Raw genomic sequence first — 15,932 nt, forward strand, 5'->3', positions numbered from 1 at the left:
CTCCCCGGCCGTTTTCAGCGGATCACTTCCGGCGGCGGGCCGGCTCCAGGGGCGGGAAGAAGCCCTTGACGGTGCCCTCGCTGATCAGGGTGATCGCGCGGTGGCGGTCGAAACCCCCGCCGTGGTGGCTCTCCAGGGCCAGGACGAGCGCGATGCCCATCACCGCGCGGGCCGAGATGTCGGGGGACTCGAACGGGTAGCCGTACCGGTCCTCCACCTCGCGCCAGGCCTCGGCCAGGCGGTCCATGGCCACGGTGAAGTTCTCCTGGTAGAACCGCCGGGCCACCTGCGGGTCGCCGAAGAGGACCAGGCCCAGCAGCGGGAGGATCTCCTCCAGCGTCGAGATGAGCTGCCGGTACAGGCCGGTCATCGTCCTCAGCTGCCGCTCGGGGGTGAGGGGCTGCTCCCGGTCGATGGACTCGGTCGCGGCGACGAGGTCGTCCACGGCCTGCTGGAGCGGCTCCACGACGGCCTCGAAGAACAGCTGGTCCTTGCTCTCGAAGTGGCGGTAGATCACGCCTTCGCTGATGCCGCTGTGCTCGGCGATCACCTTGATCGTCGTGCCGTTCATGTCACCGGTCTCGATGAAGGCGCGTCTCGCGGCGGCCAGGATCGAGCTCTTGCGGGCCTCGGCGGTGAGCCGGCGGCGCGGCCGCGCGGGCTTCTCGGCGGTCGGCGAGGAGGTGACCGGTTCGCTCATGGCCGGCTCCTGAAGGCCGGTCCTCCGCAGGAGGTGAGTGGGCACATACTTTCATATTAGTCGGTGCGGCCCCGCACTTGATCCAGACCCGGTGATCCAGCGTGTCCATCCGGGCACGCGAAGGTGAGCCGCCGGTGTCCCAGAGGACACCGGCGGCTCACCTTCGGTCTTTTTCAGGGCCTCGTCAGCGGCCGTGAAGGCGGGTTCGCCGGCCGGCCGCACGCCCTGCGGAACCCTCCACGCCGGGGGTCAGACCGGCGCTTCGGCGTCCTTCGGCTGCGGCCGCCAGAAGGTCGCGAGCATTCCGGCGGTCGCGGCCACGGCGACGCCGAGGGCGATGGCGCCTCCGGCCCAGCCCGTGATCGCGATGTCGGCGGCGTGGTCGAGCGACCAGTCGCCCGGGCCCAGCAGGGCCAGGGACAGGCAGACCACGGCCAGGACCAGGACGTACTCGTAGCCGTCCTTGAAGACGAAGAACCCGTTCCCCCGGTGGGCGAGCAGCCCCGCGACGAGCATCACGGAGATGACCGCGGCGCAGGCCAGCGGGGTGAGCAGGCCGAGGACCAGCAGCGCGCCCGCGCCGATCTCGGTGACGACGCTCATCCAGGCTTGGAGGGTGCCCTGCTTGAGCCCCAGCCCGCTGAACCAGCGGGCGGTGCCCTCGATGCGGCCTCCGCCCCTCCAGTGGTTGTAGCCGTGGGCGATCATGGTGACGCCCACGACGAGCCGCACGAGCAGCAGTGCGGCGGTTTCGGCTTCCATGCGTTCGATCCTCCGTCATCTCCGGGGGTGACCGCCGGACGGCGGGCATGCCCGCCGTCCGGAAGATCCGCTAATCGGCGACTTTAGCCCTCGCCTTGCGGACGGTCACGGGCTCGGCGAGGCGCTGTTCGTCGCAGACCTTCTGGAGCTTCTCGAGGGTCTCCTCGAGTCCGGGGCCCAGCCGGGGGCCCGGGGTGAAGGTCGCGGGGAGGAAGCGCATGCCGTTGATGACGGCGATCGTGTCGTAGTGCATCGTCCCCTCGGGGTCGCACACGTAGTCCGGCATCCGGTCGAGCACCTGGAGCATCATCCGCTTGAACACCGTGCGCGCGACGTTCGAGCCGATGCACCGGTGGATGCCCAGCCCGAAGCTGGCGTGCCGGTTGCCCTCCCGCTCCATCTTGATCTGGTCGGGGTCCTCGAAGACCGCGGGGTCGCGGTTGGCCATCGCCCACGACAGCCAGAGGCGGTCGCCCTCCTTGAACCGCACCCCGGCGACCTCGCAGTCGGCGGAGACGGTGCGCCCGTCGCCGACGGCGGGGGTGTAGAAGCGCAGGAACTCCTCGGTCGCCGAGTCCAGCAGGGTGTCGCGCTCGCGGCTGAGCCGCTCGCGTTCCGCCGGGTTCTCCGAGAGCCACTCGATGGCGTGGGCGCTGAGCGCGGTGGTGGTGTCGAACCCGCCGCCGATGAGCAGGCCGAGCACGCCGAGCAGCTCGTCGTCGGGCGCCTTCTTGCCGTTGATGTCGGCGTTGAGCAGCCCGTCGATCAGGCCCGGCCGGGGGTTCGCCTTGATCTCTCCGAGCCGCTTGACCAGCTCCATCCCCATCGCCATGTGGAGCTCCCCGACCCGCATGATGTCGGGCGAGGTCAGAGGCGTGTAGATGGCGGCGTGGGCGGGCTCGCAGTAGATGGTCCAGTCCTTGATGGGGATGCCCATCATGGCCAGGGTGAACACGGCCGGCACGATGTTGACGAGGTCCTCGACGAAGTCGATGCGGCCTTCCTCGATCTTCTCGTCCAGGCAGGCGCGCACCACCTCGTCGATCCACGGGATCCAGCGGCTGATGGCAGCGGGGGAGAGGTAGGGGTTGAGCGCCTGGCGGTAGTGCCGCTGCTCGGGCGGGTCCATCTCCAGGAACCCGCCGCGGCGGCCGCGCGCCCGCGGCGGCGCGGGGATGGAGATGCCCTGGTAGCCGCGGCGCTCGCCCTTGACGTCGTTGTCGTTGGAGAGGTACTCGGCGGACCGGGCGGCCAGCTCGAAGACCTCGCGGTTGCCGGCGGCGACCCAGTGCCCGCCGTGGGTCTCCGTCCAGGCGATGGGGCACCGGGAGTGCATCTCGTGCGTGATGTCCTCGAACCGCTCGCGGTAGCCCTCCGCGTGCCGGTCGAAGTGGAACGAGATCTTCTTGCGCTCCTCGTCGCTGACGACGTCGTCGCTCACGGTGCTCCCTCCACGGAGATGGCCCGCTCCGGGCAGGACTTGACGGCGTTGAGGACGTTGGCCTCCTGGCCCGCCGGGACCTCCGGGCTGATCGGCGACGAGTGGCCGTCGACGTCGTCCAGTTCGAAGACCTCGGGGGCCTTCATCGCGCACAGCGTGTGCCCCTGGCAGAGTGACTGATCGACTTTGACCTTCACGATGGTTTCTCCTTCGCCGCTCAGATGTGGAAGTCGTGCCACTTGAGGTAGCCGCCGGCGTCGACCCGCAGCTGCATGCCGGTCACGTAGCGGGCCTCGTCGGAGGCGAGGAAGAGGATGGCGTTGCTGATGTCCACCGGGTCGATGTAGGGGACCGGCATGGCCTGCTGCACGCGGAAGGCCGGCTCGGCGTCCTCGCGCTGCGGGTCCTCGAGGTCGGGGCGGAAGGACCGGTACATCGGCTTGCTCTGCAGCATCTGGGTGTTGACGTTGGTCGGGTGCACGACGTTGGCCCGGATGGAGCGGGGGGCGAGCTGGCGCGCCAGTTCGTGCGTGTAGTCCGACAGGGCGCGCTTGGCCCAGGCGTAGCCGCTGCCGCCGGGGTTGGAGCCCGGGTTCTGGACCATGCCCTGGGACATGAGGGCGGCGGCGGAGGCCACCGTGATGACCGAGGCGCCCTCGGACAGGTGGGGGAGGGCGGCCTGGACGGCGTTGATCGACCCGATGAGGTTGACGTTGACGACGTCGGTCCACGCCTGGAGCGGCGGGTTGCCGTGCAGCGGGGCGATGCCGGCCTGCGCGACGACCACGTCGACCTTGCCGAGCTCGCCGATGCCCTGCTCCAGGGCCTCGCGCAGCTGCGCCGCCTCGCGGACGTCGGCCTGCAGCGCCACGATGCGGCGGCCCTGCGCCTCCACCAGCCGGGCGGTCTCCTTCAGGTCGTCCGGGGTGGACATCGGGTAGTCGACGGTCCCGTAGTCCTGGCAGAGGTCGACCGCGATGATGTCGGCGCCCTCCTCGGCCAGCCGGACCGCGTGGCTGCGGCCCTGGCCGCGGGCGGCGCCGGTGATGAACGCGACCTTTCCCTCAACTCGTCCCATGGGGTGGCTCCTTCATTTTCGGGTCGTTCTGAGCACAGGGGAGAAAGCAGACCGCTCTCGCCGGGTGAGATCGGTTACTTTTTTTAGAAGCTCGATTTCAGCTAGAGAGAACCTTATTCTCGGAACAGTGTCAATGCCAGATATTGATGAGTGACCACTTACTTATCTAGAGTGACGGTCACTCGACGAGGAGGAGAACCGGTGGAAGAACAGGGCAGGCGCGCCAAGTTGCTCATCGACGGGCGGTTGCTGGACGACGGCAAGACGTTCGCTTCGCTCAACCCCGCTACCGGCGAGGTGGTCGGCCACGCCCCGGACGCCACGGTCGCCGACGCCGAGGCCGCCGTCGCGGCCGCGCGCCGCGCCTTCGACACGACGGCCTGGTCGACCGACACCGAGCTGCGCGTCCGCTGCCTCGACCAGCTGCACCGGGCGCTGGTCGAGCACAAGGAGGAGCTGCGCGAACTGGTGATCGCCGAGGTCGGCGCCCCCCGCATGATCACCTACGGGGCCCAGCTCGACGAGCCGATCGAGATCGTCCGCTACTACGCCGACCTGCTGAAGACCTACCCGATGTCCGAGGAGCTCGGCGAGATCGAGGCCAGGGGCCGGCGCCACCGCCGCTGGGTGGAGAAGGAGGCCACGGGCGTCGTCGCGGCGGTCATCCCGTACAACTACCCGGTCCAGATCGCGCTGGCCAAGGCGGCGCCCGCGCTCGCCGCGGGCTGCACGGTCGTGCTCAAGGGCGCGCCCGACACCCCCCTCGTCACGCAGGCCCTGGGCGAGCTCATCCACCAGCACACCGACATCCCGCCCGGCGTCATCAACGTCCTGTCCTCGACCGACGTCGCCGTGGGCGAGGCGCTCACCACCCACCCCGACGTCGACCTGGTCACCTTCACCGGCTCGACCGCCACCGGACGGCGCATCATGGCGGCCGCGAGCGGGACGGTGAAGAAGGTCTTCCTGGAGCTCGGCGGCAAGTCCGCCATGGTCGTGCTCGACGACGCCGACCTCGGCCTGTGCGCGATGGCCTCCGCGTTCATGATCTGCAGCCACGCGGGACAGGGCTGCGCGATCACCTCCCGGGTGCTCGTGCCGAGGGAGCGGCACGACGAGCTCGTCGGGCAGATCGCGGGCATGATGGCCGGGATCAACTACGGCGACCCCGCCGACCCCGCGGTCTACATGGGGCCGCTCATCAGCGAGCGGCAGCGCGACAAGGTCCACGGCCTGGTCCAGCGCGCCGTCGAGGCGGGGGCGACGCTGGTGGCCGGCGGCCAGAAGGTCGATCCGGGCCACTTCTACCAGCCGACCCTCCTCACCGGCGTCGACCCCGACAGCGAGATCGCCCAGGAGGAGGTCTTCGGGCCGGTGCTCGTGGTCATCCCGTTCGATGACGACGACGACGCGGTGCGCATCGCCAACAACTCGATCTACGGGCTCTCCGGCGCGGTCTTCGGCGCCGACGAGGAGCGCGCCCTCTCCGTGGCCCGCAGGATCCGCACCGGGACGATGAGCGTCAACGGCGGCTACTACTTCGGCGGGAACGCGCCCTTCGGCGGGTACAAGCAGTCGGGCATCGGCCGGGAGGGCGGAGTCCCGGGCATGGAGGAGTTCCTGGAGCACAAGACGCTCGCGACGGTGGTCTCATGACGTCCGGGCCGCTGGAGGGCATCAGAGTCCTCGAAGTCGCGATGTACGGGTTCGTCCCCTCGGCCGGCGGGGTGCTCGCCGACTGGGGCGCGGACGTCGTCAAGGTCGAGCACGCCGTCAACGGCGACCCTCAGCGCGGGCTCCGGCAGACCGGCACGATGCGCGTCGAGGGCGATCCGAACCCCAACTTCGAGCACGCCAACCGGGGGAAGCGCAGCATCGGCCTCGACATGTCGACGCCGGAGGGCCGCGAGGTCCTCTACGAGCTGGCCAAGCGGTCCGATGTGTTCCTGACCAGCTTCCTGCCCGGCCACCGCCGGAAGTTCGGCATCGACGTGGACGACGTCCGCGCGGCCAACCCGAAGATCATCTACGCGCGGGGCAGCGCGCTCGGACCCCGCGGCGCGGAGGCCGAACGCGGCGGGTACGACATGACGGCCTTCTGGTCGAGGGCCGGCACCGCCGCCAGCATCACCCCGCCGGACGTCGAGGGGCTGATCAACCCGCCGTCCCCCGCCTACGGCGACACCATCTCCGGCACGAACCTCGCGGGAGGCATCGCGGCGGCGCTGGTGAAGCTCGGCCGCACGGGCGAGCCGTCGGTCGTGGACGTCTCGCTGCTCGGCAGCGGCGTGTGGTCGCTGGGGCACGGCGTCGCACTGTCGGCTCACCTCGGCCAACCCCTGGCGGCCTCCGCGACGGGGACCCACGGCTCGCCGGTCAACCCCCTGGTCGGCCTGTACCGCACGGCCGACGGCCGGTACCTGTCCCTCGTCATGCTGCAGCCCGGCAAGTTCTGGGCGGACGTGTGCCGGCACATCGACCGCCCGGAACTGATCGACGATCCGCGCTTCGCCACCGGCGAGCTCGTCGCGGCCAACACGGCGGAGGCCGTCGAGATCCTCCGGGAGGTGATCGCCACCCGCACTCTGGCCGAGTGGTCGGAGCGCTTCGCCACCCTCGCGGGGCCCTGGGCCCCGGTGCAGGACTCCCTGCAGGCGCTCGACGACGGGCAGATCCGGGCGAACGACTACGTGGTCCAGGCGGGCGGGCTCAGGCTGGCGGCGAGCCCCGTGCAGTTCGACGTCCGCAGCCCCGCCTCGGGCCCGGCCCCCGGGTTCGCGGCCCAGACCGAGGAGGTCCTCCTGGAACTCGGCCTGGACTGGGAGCGCATCATCGAGCTCAAGACGGCCGGCGCCATCACCTGAGACCCGGCCGCGCGGCCTGCGGACGAGTCCTCCGCCCCGAGGCGCGGCTGAGGCCGGTTTCGGACGGAGGCCGCTCGTACCGCAGGCGGGGCGACTGACCTAACGTGTCTTCAGTAGCTCGGATGGAGAGGTCCCATATGGCTCATCGCCCCCTCGACACCGGTGAACGAGGTGTTCAGGGAGTACATCGCATCGCTCGCCCGGCGGCTCGCCGGTCCCGGGGCCACCTGATGAGGCAGCGGCTGCTGGTGGTCGCGCGCAGGCCCGCCGACATCGTGCGGATGGCCGGGGGCTGGATGGTCGACCAGGTGTTCGTCGGCTGGGAGGTCATGGTGCTCACCGAAGGCCGCGCCGATCCGGCGATGCGGATCCTGGGCGCGCGCTGCCACGACCTGGAGTGCGCGCTGGGCACGGCGGAGTCGGGCCGGTGGCCGACGGCCGTCGCGGTCGACCCCGGCCTCTACGATCGCGACGAGCGGGTCAGGCGGATGGTGAACGCGGCGCTCGAGAGCGGAGTCTCCGACTGCAGGTTCTGGTCCGATCCCGCGGCGCCCGGCGAGGAGGACGCCGCGGTGCGGCACCGGCTGAGCGCGGCGGCGCGGGCGTTCAAGGCCCAGGCCCTGGCCGCGCTGGCCGTGCCGGCCGGTCCGGTGGAGGGCACGGAGACGTTCCGGCCGGTCGCGCTGCTCCACCCTTTCGGCCGGATCTGATCGCGCCGAACAGGTCTTCACGGCGGTGAGGGAGCCCTGATCCGGCCCGGCGCGCGGCCGGGCCGGGAACGGGTTCGGCGGGGACGGCCGGACCCGTTCGCCGACTTCGGCGCCGGGCCGCCCTTTGCGCTGCCCTTGCCCGCCTGACGTGGCCGAATTCGGCCGAGGCGGATTCCGAAGCCCGCACTGCCCGCGTGAACGAGCCGCTTCCGGCGTGCTGCGCGCGGTGGCGAAACATGCCCGCTTTGTCGTGTTCTCGGGGTATCGGAGTGGGCGAACCTTGACGGCGGATTCGGCTGATGCTAGGCATGTGCTCAGCACTGCTGAGCAGTCGCCCAGCAGTGCGGGGCGCAGGCGCCCCGCGCACCTCGACGCGCGGTGGTGGCCGCGCATCTGGTCAGAGGAGGCCTGGGTGAGCGACTTCGGTCCGGTCGACCGCTTCGCTGGTGAACGTGTGATTTCTGATCCCCCCGGTCGTGGACCGGACCGGGCGCTCCGCGGCTCCGCCGGCCGTCCGGCCGCGAGCGGTACGAGGCCGGTGGGCCGGTGAGCGCGGAGGAGGCGCCGGCGCGCCGCTACGCCGGCACCCGGGTGCCCCGGGTGGAGGACGCCCGGCTGCTGACCGGCCGCGGGACCTACGTGGACGACGTGGTGCGCCCCGGCATGCTCCACGCGTGCTTCGTGCGCAGCCCCCTGGCGCGCGCCCGGATCGAGGGCGTCGACGCCTCCGAGGCGCTCGCCCTCGAAGGCGTCCACGCCGTCTTCACGGCGGAGGACCTCAACCCGACCGCGCGCGAGCAGTGGTACACCCTGATCGGCAAGGACGTCCCCGACACGCCGCGGCCCCCGCTGGCCGAGGACGAGGTGCGCTTCGTCGGCGACCCGGTGGCGCTGGTGATCGCCGACGACCGCTACATCGCCGAGGACGCCGCTGAACTGGTCGTCGTCGAGTACGAGCCGCTGCCGCCGGTCGTCGACTACGCGACGGGGCGGGAGTCCGGCGATCTGGTGCACGAAGGCTTCCCGAACAACATCGCGTGCGAGCTCGCGGGGCTTCCCGTCGAGGACCTGCCGGTGTTCGACGAGGCCGCGTTCACGGCACGGGAGACGATCTACCAGCAGGCCTACGCGGCGGTCCCCATCGAGACGCGGGGGCTCGTGGCCGAGTGGTCGCCCTCCACCGGCGAGATGACGATCTGGGCGGCGACCCAGTCGCCGCACGAGGTGCGCCTGTTCTGCGCCCGGCTGCTCGGCCTCGACGAGCACCGGGTGCGCGTCGTCATGCGCGACACCGGCGGCGGCTTCGGGCAGAAGGTCCTGCCGCTGCGCGAGGAGATCTGCGTGATGCTGGCCTCGGTGAAGGTGCCGGGCCCGCTGAAGTGGATCGAGGACCGGCGGGAGAACCTGCTGGCGGCCGGGCAGGCGCGCCACGAGCACGCCGACGCGCGGATCGCCTTCGACGCCGACGGCATGATCCTGGCCACCGCGATCGACTACGTCCAGGACGTGGGCGCCTACCCGACACCGGCTCCGATGAACACCTGCGCCGTCGTCGGCATCCTGTTCCCCGGCCCCTACCGGATCCCGCAGGGCACGTTCGCGACCACGGGGGTCTTCTCCAACACCGTGGGCCGCACCGCCTACCGGGGGCCGTGGCAGTTCGAGTCGGTGGCGCGCGAGGTGCTCCTGGACATCGCGGCGCGCGAGATGGGCAGGGATCCCGCCGAGCTGCGCCGCAAGAACCTGCTGCGGCGCGACGAGTTCCCCTGCACCAACCACAGCGGCATGCCCTACAGCGACGTCACCCCCCTGGAGACGTTCGAGCAGGCCCTGGAGATGCTGGACTACGACGCCTTCCGCCGGGAGCAGGAGCGGGCCAGGGCCGAGGGGCGCTACCTGGGCGTGGGCACGTCCACCTACATCGAGCCCACCACGGACTCGCTGTCGCTGCACGCCACCGAGGGCGCGACGATCCGGATCGAGCCCTCGGGCAAGGTGAACGTGTACGTCTCGGGCGGCTCGAGCGGCAACAGCATCGAGACGACTGTCGTCCAGCTCACCGCCGACGCCCTGGGCGTGGACATCGAAGACGTCAACACCATCCAGGGCGACACCGCCGTCACGCCGTTCGGCGGCGGCACGGGCGGCAGCCGGTCCGGCTCGATGAACGCGGGGGCCGTCGAGGCGACCGCCTCCATCCTGCGGGAGCGGATCGCCGCGATCGCCGCGGACCGCCTGGGGGTCTCGGCGGAGGACGTCGAGACGGTCGGCGGCCACGCGCGGGTCCGGGGCAAGCCCGAGACCGGCCTGCCGCTGTCGGAGATCGCGTCGATCGCCTACTTCCAGCCGGAGAGCCTGCCGCCGGGCGTGCCGCCGGGCCTGGAGGCCAGCGGCCGGTACCGGGCGCAGAGCCCGGTGATCTGGGCCAACGCCACCCACCTGTGCACCTGCGAGGTGGACCTGACGACGGGCGCGGTGAAGCTGCTGCGCTACATCGTCAGCGAGGACTGCGGCCCCATGATCAACCCCACCGTGGTGGAGGGCCAGATCGCGGGCGGCGTCGTCCAGGGGATCGGCGGAGCGCTGTACGAGCACCTCGCCTACGACGAGGACGGCAACCCCGTCTCCACGACCTTCATGGACTACCTCCTGCCCACGTCCACCGAGGTCCCGGTCATCGAGTACGGCCACATCGAGACCCCGGGGCCGGGCCCCGGCGGCTACAAGGGGGTCGGCGAGGGCGGCGCGATCGGAGCGCCTCCCGCGGTCGTGAACGCGGTCGCCGACGCGCTCGCGCCGCTCGGAGTGAAGATCACCCGCCTGCCGCTGACGCCGGAGTCGCTCGTGACGCTGGTACGCGAAGCGAAGGCCCGTCAGGAGGCGGCCGGATGAAGCCCGCAGCTTTCACCTACCACGCGCCCGAGACCGCGGCAGAGGCCGCCGGCCTGCTCGCCGACCTGGGAGACGAGGCCAAGGCCATCGCCGGAGGACAGAGCCTGGTCCCCATGCTCGCCCTGCGGCTGGCGGTCTTCGACCACCTCGTCGACCTGCGCCGCGTCGGGGGACTGCGCGGCGTCGAGCGGCGGAACGGGGACGTGTGGATCGGAGCAGGGACGACCCAGACCGAGGTCCAGCGGTCCGCCCTGGTCGCCGAGGCCGTCCCGCTCCTGTCCCGCGCCACCCCGCTGATCGGGCACTTCCAGATCCGCAACCGCGGCACGATCGGCGGGTCGATCGCCCACGCCGACGCCGCGGCGGAGTACCCGGCGGTGGCCCTGGCGCTCGACGCCCGGCTCGAGGCGCTGTCGCCTCGCGGCAGCCGGACCATCCCCGCCACGGAGTTCTTCACCGGCCTGTGGAGCACCGCCCTGGAGCCGGACGAACTGCTGACGGGGATCTCGTTCCCCGTCCGGGGAGCCCGCAGCGGGTTCGCCGTCGAGGAGTTCGCCCGGCGGAGCGGCGACTTCGCCATCGCGGGCGCCGCGGTCGCCGTCGAACTCGACGCCGACGGGCGCGTCCTCCGCTGCGGCATCGGCCTGTTCGGCCTCGGCTCGACCCCGAGGCGGGCCTCGGCCGCGGAGGCCGCGGCGACCGGCGGCGGCGCCGACTCCCTTTCGGCGGAGGAGATCGGGCGCGACGCCATCGCGGAACTGGACTCGGTTCCCTCCGACCTGCACGCCTCCGCCGACTACCGAAGACACCTCGGGGCCGTCATGGTGGCGCGCGCCTGGCAGAGAGCCGTCAAGGAGGCGAGCGATGCCTGACATCGAGATCCGGGTGACCGTCAACGGAAGGCCGAGGCGCGCGACCGTGCCGCCCCGGCTGACCCTCGCCGACTACCTGCGCGAGACCTGCGGGCTCACCGGCACCCATCTGGGCTGCGAGCACGGCGTCTGCGGCTCGTGCACGGTGCTCCTGGACGGGGAGGCGGTCCGCGCCTGCCTGATGTTCGCCGTGCAGGCCGACGGGGCGGAGGTCACCACCGTGGAGGGGATGGCCGCGGCGGACGGAGCGCTCTCCCCGGTCCAGTGCGCCTTCCGCGACCACCACGGGCTGCAGTGCGGTTTCTGCACCCCGGGCCTGGTCGTCTCCGCCACCGCGTTCCTGCGCGACAACCCCGACCCCACCGACGAGCAGATCCGCGACGGCCTCTCCGGGAACCTGTGCCGCTGCACCGGCTACCAGGGGATCCTCAAGGCCGTCCGGGCGGCGGCCGACGGCACGGGCGCCGCGGAGGAGACCGCGTGAAACTCCAGAACACCCTCAGCGTCCCCGTACCCGCCCGCGAGGCGTGGAAGGTCCTGCTCGACATCGAGCGGATCGCCCCCTGCGTGCCCGGCGCGACCCTGACCTCGCACGACGGAGACCGCTTCGGCGGCAAGGTCAAGGTCAGGCTCGGGCCGATCGGGCTGACCTACAGCGGCACCGTCGCCTTCGTCTCCCGCGACGAGGAGGCCGGAACCGTGGTCATGGAGGCCAGCGGCCGGGAGACCCGGGGCGGCGGGACCGCCAAGGCCGTCATCACCTGCACGCTCACCGACCACGGGGACACCACCGGCGTCCTCGTCGACACCGACCTCGCCATCACCGGCAGGCCGGCGCAGTTCGGCCGCAGCACGCTCGCCGACGTCGCCGCCACCCTCATCGACCAGTTCGCGGCCAACCTCGCCGCCGACCTGACCGCATCCGCGACCCCTGCCGCCCCCACCGCACCCGACGTGCGGGAGCCGGAGGCGGCCGACACCGCCGCCCCACAGCCCGCAACCCACGCCCCCCAGCCCTCCGCCGAACCGATCGACCTTCTTCAGGCGACCGGCGGAGGGCTCCTCAAGCAGTTCGGACCCGTCGCGGCCGCGACGGTCCTGCTGATCCTCCTGCTCACCATCCTGCGCCGCCGGCGAAACAACGGATCCGCCTGACGCCGGCCTACCCCGGACCCGCCCCGAGATCCGCCGAACCCGCTCGAGCCGTCCCGATCCCGCGTCCCCGACGCTCCCGGACGGCCCTCGGCTCTGTTCGCCATGCCCACCGCGCCGCCCACCGCCGGCGCGCCCCCCTGAGACAGCAATGTCAAGAAACGAGGTAACGATGTCCGGACGAGTAGAAGGAAAGGTCGCCTTCATCACCGGCGCGGCACGCGGCCAGGGCCGCAGCCACGCCGTACGGCTGGCAGAGGAGGGGGCGGACATCATCGCCGTCGACATCTGCAAGCAGATCGACACGGTGCCCATCCCCATGTCCACCCCGGAGGACCTGGAGGAGACGGCGGCCCAGGTGAAGGCACTGGGCCGGCGCATCGTCACCGCCCAGGTGGACGTGCGCGACTTCGACGCGCTGAAGGACGCCGTCGACGAGGGCGTGCGCCAGCTGGGCCGGCTGGACATCGTCGTGGCCAACGCCGGCCTCGCGGCCGCCGGCAACGAGATCCACAAGATGGAGAGGGAGCTCTGGCAGGATTCGATCGACGTCAACCTGACCGGTGTCTGGCACACCGCCAAGGCCTCGGTCCAGCACCTCATCGACGGCGGCCGCGGCGGCTCCGTCGTGCTGACCAGCTCCGTGGGCGGGCTGAAGGCCTACCCGAACGTCGGCAACTACATCTCGTCCAAGCACGGGGTGGTCGGCCTGATGCGCACCATGGCGGTGGAGCTCGCGCAGCACAACATCCGGGTCAACTCCGTCCACCCCACCCAGGTGAGCACGCCGATGCTGCTGAACGACATGACGTTCCGGATGTTCCGGCCCGACCTGGAGAACCCGACCGCCGAGGACATGGCGCCGATCTCCCAGATGATGAACGCGCTGCCCATCCCGTGGGTGGAGGCGGTGGACATCAGCAACGCGGTGCTCTTCCTCAGTTCGGACGAGGGCCGCTACATCACCGGTGTGACCCTCCCGATCGACGCGGGATCCATGCTCAAGTGACCGGGTGAACGCGCCGCACCCGGCCCGCGGCGGCGCAGGGACGGCCACCGCGTGACCCTCCGGCCGGAACCGGAGGAGGGCGCGCGGTGGCCTCGGGACGATCCGTACGATTCCTGGAGATGCGCAGATGGAAGCCAACGACGAGGTCTACTGGGACCCCTACGACGCCGCGTTCGCGAAGGACCCCTACCCGATATACCGGCGGCTCAGGGAAGAGGCGCCGCTCTACCACAACGAGAAATACGACTTCTACGCGGTCAGCCGCTTCGAGGACTGCGAGCGCGGCCTCCCGGACTGGAAGTCCCTCCCGTCGGGCCGCGGCAACATCCTCGAACTGATCAAATCGGACTTCGAGATCCCGCCGGGCACCCTCATCTTCGAGGACCCGCCCACCCACGACATCCGCCGCCGCATGCTCTCCCGCGTCTTCACCCCCCGGCGGATCGGCATGCTGGAGCCGCAGGTGCGGCGGTTCTGCACCAACGCCCTCGACCAGGTGGTCGGCGCGGACCGCTTCGACCTCATGGCGGCCCTCGGCGCCGAGATGCCGATGCGCGTGATCGGCATGCTCCTCGGCATCCCCGAGGCCGACCAGGCCGCCATCCGCGACACGACGGACGAGGTCCTGCGCACCGAGGACGGCGGGCAGATGGACTTCAAGGAGGGCGATGTCCTCAGCAACGAGGCGTTCGGCGAGTACATCGACTGGCGGATGAAGAACCCGTCGGACGACCTCATGACCGAGCTGCTGAACGTCGAGTTCGAGGACGAGACCGGCGTCACCCGCACCCTCACCCGCGACGAGATCCTGACCTACATCACGGTCGTCGCGGGCGCCGGGAACGAGACGACGGGACGGCTCGTCGGCTGGATGGGGTCCCTGCTGGCCCAGCACCCCGACCAGCGCCGCGACCTGGTGGCCGACCCGTCCCTGATCCCCGGCGCCGTCGAGGAGGTCCTGCGGTTCGAGCCGGCCGGCCACTCCATCGCCCGGTACGTGACCGAGGATCTGGAGTTCCACGGCACGACCGTGCCGGCCGGCAGCGCCCTGCTCCTCCTGGTGGCCTCCGCCAACCGCGACGACCGGCGCTATCCCGAAGGGGACGGTTTCGACATCCGCCGCACCATGAGCCAGCACCTGACCTTCGGCCTGGGCGGCCACTACTGCCTGGGCGCCGCGCTCGCGCGGCTGGAGGGCCGGATCGCGATGGAGGAGATCCTGCGGCGCTTCCCGGAATGGGACGTGGACTGGGACGGCGCGAAGCTGGCGCAGACCTCGACGGTCCGCGGCTGGGAGACCCTTCCGCTCGTCCTCGGCTGAACCGGATCAGCCGGACCGGTCCGCCACGGCCGCGACGTCGCGGTCGCGGTCGTGGTGGATGGGCCCGCCGGTCCGGCTCAGGGGCAGCGCGCCGCCCCCGCGGCGCGACGCGACGAACTCCGCCGCGATGGACACCGCGGTCTCCGCCGGGGTGCGGGCGCCCAGGTCGAGCCCGATGGGGGAGCGCAGCCGCGCCAGCTCCCCGTCCGTGAGCCCGGCCTCGCGCAGCCGGGCCAGCCGTTCGGCGTGGGTGCGGCGCGAGCCCATCGCGCCGACGTAGCCGACGGGCAGCCGGAGGGCCACCTTCAGCAGCGGTATGTCGAACTTCGCGTCATGGGTGAGCACCACGACGTTGGTGCGGGCGTCGACCTCGGTCGAGGCCAGGTAGCGGTGCGGCCAGTCCACGACGACCTCGTCGGCGTCGGGGAACCGGGCCTCGGTGGCGAACACGGGACGGGCGTCGCAGACCGTCACGTGGTAGCCGAGGAACCTCCCGAGGGTCGCCACGGCGGCGGCGTGGTCGATCGCGCCGAAGACCAGGAGGCGCGGCCTGGTCGCGTACGAGCGGATGAAGACGTCCAGGCCGGGACGGCAGCGGACCGAGCGGATCCCGGTCGCGCCGCCGTCCAGCATGGCCCGCGCCTCCGCCACCACCACGGAGTCGACGTCGGCCAGGCCGGTGGAGCCGTGGTGCCGGCCGGCCAGGACCGCGAGGGTCGCGCCCGAGGCGTCCAGGAGGTGCGCCACGGCCACCGGGGCCTCACCCGAGACGGCCTCGACCACCCGTGGCGGCGGCGCCGGCTGCACGAACACCTCGACGGTGCCGCCGCACGTCAGGCCGACCGAGAACGCGGTGTCGTCGGAGTAGCCGAAGCTCTCCCGCACCGCCTCCCCGGTCTCCAGGGCCTCGCGGCACAGTTCGTACACCGCGCCTTCGACGCACCCTCCGGAGACGCTGCCCACCGCTTCGCCGTCCTCGGCGACGGCCATGGCGGCCCCGGGAGAGCGGGGAGCGCTGCCTCCGGTGCCGATGACGGTGGCCAGGGCGTACCGCACGCCCGCCGCGTTCCAGGCCGCGAGCCTCTCGGCGATCTCACGCATGGCGTTTCCGTCTTCCCATCCTGTGCGGGT

Annotated in this window: 15 protein-coding genes; 9 read left to right on the plus strand and 6 right to left on the minus strand. The window is 71.6% G+C overall.

All coding sequences use genetic code 11. The features are described from left to right. Positions 1 to 22: 22 nt before the first annotated feature. The 5 genes from ABD327_RS28450 to ABD327_RS28470 all read right to left on the minus strand — a co-directional run bounded on the left by ABD327_RS28450 (position 23) and on the right by ABD327_RS28470 (position 3,981). Positions 23 to 700 carry a TetR/AcrR family transcriptional regulator gene (locus tag ABD327_RS28450; RefSeq protein ID WP_344454726.1) on the minus strand — a complete coding sequence of 226 codons (678 nt, stop codon included), beginning with the start codon at positions 698 to 700 and terminating at the stop codon, positions 23 to 25. 249 nt (positions 701 to 949) lie between these two features. Continuing rightward, positions 950 to 1,462, minus strand: a complete 513-nt coding sequence (locus ABD327_RS28455; protein WP_344454728.1) for a DoxX family protein — start codon at positions 1,460 to 1,462, stop codon at positions 950 to 952. A 70-nt stretch (positions 1,463 to 1,532) separates the two neighbouring features. Further along, positions 1,533 to 2,903, minus strand: coding sequence for a cytochrome P450 (locus ABD327_RS28460; protein WP_344454730.1), 1,371 nt, complete (start codon positions 2,901 to 2,903; stop codon positions 1,533 to 1,535). Beyond that, on the minus strand, positions 2,900 to 3,100 hold the full coding sequence (locus ABD327_RS28465; protein WP_344454732.1) for a ferredoxin: 201 nt from the start codon (positions 3,098 to 3,100) through the stop codon (positions 2,900 to 2,902). Before ABD327_RS28465 ends, ABD327_RS28460 begins: the two co-directional genes overlap by 4 nt. 20 nt (positions 3,101 to 3,120) lie before the next feature. After that, complete coding sequence (locus ABD327_RS28470; RefSeq protein WP_344454734.1) at positions 3,121 to 3,981, minus strand: mycofactocin-coupled SDR family oxidoreductase; 861 nt, start codon at positions 3,979 to 3,981, stop codon at positions 3,121 to 3,123. Positions 3,982 to 4,182: 201 nt separating this feature from the next. Here ABD327_RS28470 and ABD327_RS28475 point away from each other — a divergent pair, with 201 nt between their 5' ends. From ABD327_RS28475 to ABD327_RS28515, 9 genes are all read left to right on the plus strand, one after another. After that, positions 4,183 to 5,637 (plus strand): aldehyde dehydrogenase family protein, encoded by a 1,455-nt coding sequence (locus ABD327_RS28475; RefSeq protein WP_344454736.1) that lies wholly within the window; start codon positions 4,183 to 4,185, stop codon positions 5,635 to 5,637. Next, the gene (locus ABD327_RS28480; RefSeq protein WP_344454738.1) at positions 5,634 to 6,845 is read left to right on the plus strand and encodes a CaiB/BaiF CoA transferase family protein; all 1,212 of its coding nucleotides are present in this window, start codon (positions 5,634 to 5,636) and stop codon (positions 6,843 to 6,845) included. Before ABD327_RS28475 ends, ABD327_RS28480 begins: the two co-directional genes overlap by 4 nt. 230 nt (positions 6,846 to 7,075) lie before the next feature. Next, complete coding sequence (locus ABD327_RS28485) at positions 7,076 to 7,555, plus strand: hypothetical protein (protein WP_344454740.1); 480 nt, start codon at positions 7,076 to 7,078, stop codon at positions 7,553 to 7,555. A 546-nt stretch (positions 7,556 to 8,101) separates the two neighbouring features. Then, the gene (locus ABD327_RS28490; protein ID WP_344454742.1) at positions 8,102 to 10,447 is read left to right on the plus strand and encodes a xanthine dehydrogenase family protein molybdopterin-binding subunit; all 2,346 of its coding nucleotides are present in this window, start codon (positions 8,102 to 8,104) and stop codon (positions 10,445 to 10,447) included. After that, positions 10,444 to 11,319 carry an FAD binding domain-containing protein gene (locus ABD327_RS28495; RefSeq protein WP_344454744.1) on the plus strand — a complete coding sequence of 292 codons (876 nt, stop codon included), beginning with the start codon at positions 10,444 to 10,446 and terminating at the stop codon, positions 11,317 to 11,319. The genes ABD327_RS28490 and ABD327_RS28495 overlap by 4 nt, the downstream gene beginning before the upstream one ends. Next, complete coding sequence (locus ABD327_RS28500; RefSeq protein WP_344454746.1) at positions 11,312 to 11,803, plus strand: (2Fe-2S)-binding protein; 492 nt, start codon at positions 11,312 to 11,314, stop codon at positions 11,801 to 11,803. The genes ABD327_RS28495 and ABD327_RS28500 overlap by 8 nt, the downstream gene beginning before the upstream one ends. Further along, positions 11,800 to 12,474 carry an SRPBCC family protein gene (locus ABD327_RS28505; RefSeq protein ID WP_344454748.1) on the plus strand — a complete coding sequence of 225 codons (675 nt, stop codon included), beginning with the start codon at positions 11,800 to 11,802 and terminating at the stop codon, positions 12,472 to 12,474. Before ABD327_RS28500 ends, ABD327_RS28505 begins: the two co-directional genes overlap by 4 nt. A 169-nt stretch (positions 12,475 to 12,643) precedes the next feature. Beyond that, positions 12,644 to 13,480 carry a mycofactocin-coupled SDR family oxidoreductase gene (locus tag ABD327_RS28510; protein WP_344454750.1) on the plus strand — a complete coding sequence of 279 codons (837 nt, stop codon included), beginning with the start codon at positions 12,644 to 12,646 and terminating at the stop codon, positions 13,478 to 13,480. Positions 13,481 to 13,607: 127 nt separating this feature from the next. Next, positions 13,608 to 14,801 carry a cytochrome P450 gene (locus ABD327_RS28515; protein WP_344454752.1) on the plus strand — a complete coding sequence of 398 codons (1,194 nt, stop codon included), beginning with the start codon at positions 13,608 to 13,610 and terminating at the stop codon, positions 14,799 to 14,801. Positions 14,802 to 14,807: 6 nt separating this feature from the next. On the opposite strand, the gene ABD327_RS28520 is transcribed toward ABD327_RS28515, so the two are convergent. Beyond that, positions 14,808 to 15,902, minus strand: a complete 1,095-nt coding sequence (locus ABD327_RS28520; RefSeq protein ID WP_344454754.1) for an XdhC family protein — start codon at positions 15,900 to 15,902, stop codon at positions 14,808 to 14,810. Positions 15,903 to 15,932: the final 30 nt, after the last annotated feature.

It is taken from the genome of Actinocorallia aurantiaca (genome assembly GCF_039533685.1).
Taxonomy (GTDB): domain Bacteria; phylum Actinomycetota; class Actinomycetes; order Streptosporangiales; family Streptosporangiaceae; genus Actinocorallia; species Actinocorallia aurantiaca.